The following is a 4,177-nucleotide window of genomic DNA, read 5'->3' as shown; positions in this document are numbered from 1 at the left end:
TTCTCCTTCTAGGTAATCATTCCCACCCTGGCCGTTAATGACATCGTCCCCATCTCCAGCCTTTATGGTATCTTGTCTTGACGAGCCAGTTATTTCATCAGCACTAATCGTCCCGATTTTATGTATGCCTTCTGATGAAATCATGGCCTGCAAAGTTTTTATAGGGCCATTGTTCACGGCAAAGTAAATATTACCCAAATCAAGACTTGAGTCAGAATCATCTAAGTAATACCCGACAAGGTAAAGTGCATCTCCTAAAATGCCATTTCTAACAACAATGCCATCTTGATAGGTATCGAACTCGAGTCCTTCCAAGGAATCTACAAAAATAATGGTTTGCCCGCTACTGTCTTCTATGGTCGTGATGCCATCACCCATTTTATAGATATAAGTATCATTACCAGCACCACCATTCAAATAGTCAAGACCGGTGCTGCCAACCATGTAATCGTCGCCACTTCCACCAAATATTTTATCGTTTCCTTCGCCACCAAAAATAGCATCATTACCTGCATCACCCTGCAATAAATCATCCCCTTTACCGCCTAGGATGACATCATTACCGTCACCACCATAAATGACGTCATTACCGCCCACAGTACCGGCATCCAGTGTATCGCCAGCATCATCTCCGCTTAAAAAGTCATCGCCAGCACCACCCAAGATGACATCATTACCGCCGCCACCATAAACAGTGTCGTTACCAACCCCCCCATCAATATAGTCATCGCCATAACCACCATCAATATAATCATTGCCTTCTTCACCAAACAGGCGGTCATTTCCTGCCTGATCTGCAGAATGTCCGTTGGGCAGGTTTCCTAAATCACCCCAGATTTTGTCATCATCTTCACCACCATAGATGACATCATTTCCGATATGGCCAGTTAATTGATCCTCCCCTTTACCCCCATAAATCAAGTCATCATATTCATTGCCCTTAGGCCGGATATTGAGGCCGACACCGGAACTAAAATCGCCGGAAACAATATCGTTGCCATCTCCTGCATATATGACATCCTGGCCACCGCCGCCTTGTATCCGATCATTACCGATACCACCATCAATGGTATCCCTTCCGTACCCCCCCGCAATCAAATCATTACCGGCGCCGCCAAATAAATAATCATCACCTACAATTTCGGTATTAAGTTCATGGCCTTCATTGGAATCATCACCCCATATCTGATCATCCCCATCCCCACCATAAATCCAGTCACCTTTACCACCACCCGTGAGGAAATCGTTACCGGTCCCACCTTCTATATTGTCACTACCATGTGCCTCGATGGGTATACCTTCATCATCACCATAGATATGGTCATCTCCGGCATCACCGTAGAGCAAATCATCGCCAGCGCTGCCTAAAATTCGGTCATTGTCATCACCACCATGAATTCGGTCATTCCCATAACCACCATCCAAGTAATCATCCCCGTCTTCACCCCATATGAGATCATTACCAGCCAATTCAGCGTGACGAATATTATCTGAGTCATCTCCCCAGATACGGTCATTACCCGAACCACCATACAAGAAGTCGTCTTTACCACCCCCTATGATGTCGTCGTTACCGGCCCCCCCATAGATTTCATCGCTACCGTGAAATACCTCTTCTAATAGATTATCCTGATTTTTATAGGCTTCGTTATAGCCAGACTGATCACCATACAGCACATCATTACCATCGCCACCCAATATATAATCACTGCCACCATTACCAATAATGGTATCGTCCCCATCACCGCCATCCAAATAATCATTACCATGATCTTTAGGAGCAACTGTATTCAGATACCCGGATTTAACAATCCCATCTCCATCAATGTAGTCATTACCACGACCACCGGTAATATAGTCATTCCCACCCAAGCCTTGTAAATGATCATCACCTTCATCATAGGTAATGGCTTGTTCAGGAGGAATAGAGGGATCCGGATTGTAATTAACAGAATCTCCTTCAATAAAATCATCTTGATTACTGCCCAATATACGATCACTGCCACCGCCGCCATATAAAAAATCGCCCCCGGTTTCGGCAGAGTCATTGAGTAAATGATTCGTACCTGAATAAACAATGACAGGAAAACTATCACTGCCTTTCTTCAAATAGACCCCCCAATTAGGGCCTGCATAAATCAGCTCCACACCATCCTTAGGCATCTCCCATCGTTCATTCGGGGACTGGCGGTAATCAATATTCAAGCTGGAATTAGATAGAATAAAATCATCACCTTCTCCTCCCTTAATGGTATCGGAGCCACTACCCCCTACCAACAAATCCTGCCCTTCACCACCCAATATCACATCATTGCCACCCCTACCATCCAGCGCATCGCCGCCACCCAGCCCAGTTATTTCATCGGCCAGTTCGGAGCCATAAATCACATCTTCAAATCCACTCTGCTGTGCACCATCCACAATCCCGCCATTGCCACCCGTATTGCGATTATTCCAACCCCAGTAGTATTGACCAGTGTATTTTTCATCCAGATCAAAATAGCCTTCCTCGCGGATAATCAGCGTGCGCCAATCACCTTCATATTTGTGACCCAATTCAGATTTATGGTCGTTGTAGCCCGGCAAAACAATGCCCAGCTGGTTCCCGCCCATATCGCGCCAATGCTCAATCGTCAACTGATCTTGGCCATTTCGAGACTGAATCACCAAATGACCATTGGTGGTGTTGACCTTAATCAGCCATTGCCCATCCTCCGATTGCCAAACATTCTGTCCTGTCGCCACCCAAGATATTGAAGATGTCTTGATGTCATTCAGATAAATGGTTCCATTGCCATCGGCATCAATAATCTTGTCTCTACCATCACCATCATTGAAGTAGTATCGGTCCGTACCATTGCCGCCAATCAGTACATCATTGCCCCCGCCACCAAACAACGCATCATCACCATCCCCGCCACTCAGGTAATCATCGCCATCAGCGCCATCCAAAAAATCATTGTTTTTACCACCCAGAATGACATCAGAAACCGCACCACCACTTGCTTTGCCTTCGGCATCATCAGACATGATCAGCACTTGATGGGCTTGCTGGGTTTCGGCACCACCAGACAACAAACTTTGATTAGATTGCTCATCCTTAAACAATATGGAGCCACTCATATCCAGGCCATATTGCGCCCGAATGGTTTGCACCAAACTGAGCAGCTGCTTGTATTCTGCGCGATTTTCCATCACCGCCAACGCCATTGCGTCACCCGTTTCGCTGGGATTGCCTGCGGCACTCGCAGTAGACACATCAGCGTTGTAATCCTTGGCTGCCGACAACTTCAATTCCATCACCATCCAAGCACGGATCTTGATCCAGTCTTCTCCCACATCTGCAACAGTGGTGCTTGCGGGCAATGCATCCGGATTCAAAATCACCACCGGGTTCAACTGCGCCAATGCATGGATATACAAAGAGACCAGCTCGGTATTGCCCTGCTGTTCCCAACTCTTTAGCTGCGCCAGCAAACGCTCCGGTGATTCATCAATAAAGGTAAGCTGATACTGAAATTCATATTCATTAGTCTGGCCACTGATCAATTGCTTATGCCCGGTGGCCGGGTCAAAAATAAAACCCAGTCCTATCTCAGAATAGTTTTGAAGCGATACACCTTTAATCTGCTTATTGGTGGGATTCACCACCTGATCATGCAGCACAGCAGCCATAATCCATTGGGTCACCGCAACGCCACCGGCAGTTTTCCAGTTATGCAACAATTCCTGCGCCGCCGCCTGTGTATTGGCACTATTGGAAAAATAACGCCCCGTTGCCTTATCTGCGGCAGAGGCATAATTTTTGTACCATTGGTGCGCGGAAACGCCACCATCAGCAACCCATTCAGTGGCCGCCGCCTGCACCGATTCCGCTATTTGGGTCGTATTGATCCAGATTTTGGCAAGCTGCGCATCTTCAGCACCCACCTTGACCTTCGCATACCCAAGCATCTGGGCAATGCTGTCAACCGGCACCCCATTGGCCGCTTCAGAACCACCCAATAGCAACAATTGCCCTTCAGAAGTCAGCTCGCCAGAGCTGCTAACATAGAGATACCCATTTACCATATCCTGAGCCATCAAATACAGCTTGGAGCTCCCCAAAATGCCTTGAGCACCCTCACCCTCTGTATCCCGCAGCTGCTGCCACAGATTTTCCACCACTTCTTCACCC

General features: G+C 47.2%; 1 pseudogene. It reads right to left on the bottom strand.

Annotation, left to right across the window (positions count from 1 at the left end):
• Nucleotides 1-4,177: pseudogene (locus A2F46_RS13365) on the bottom strand (calcium-binding protein); the annotation flags it as partial.

The organism is Snodgrassella sp. CFCC 13594 (assembly GCF_001590725.1).
GTDB lineage: Bacteria > Pseudomonadota > Gammaproteobacteria > Burkholderiales > Neisseriaceae > Snodgrassella.
Note: the sequence above shows the minus strand (reverse complement) of the source record. Positions and strands in the feature narration are given on the sequence as shown.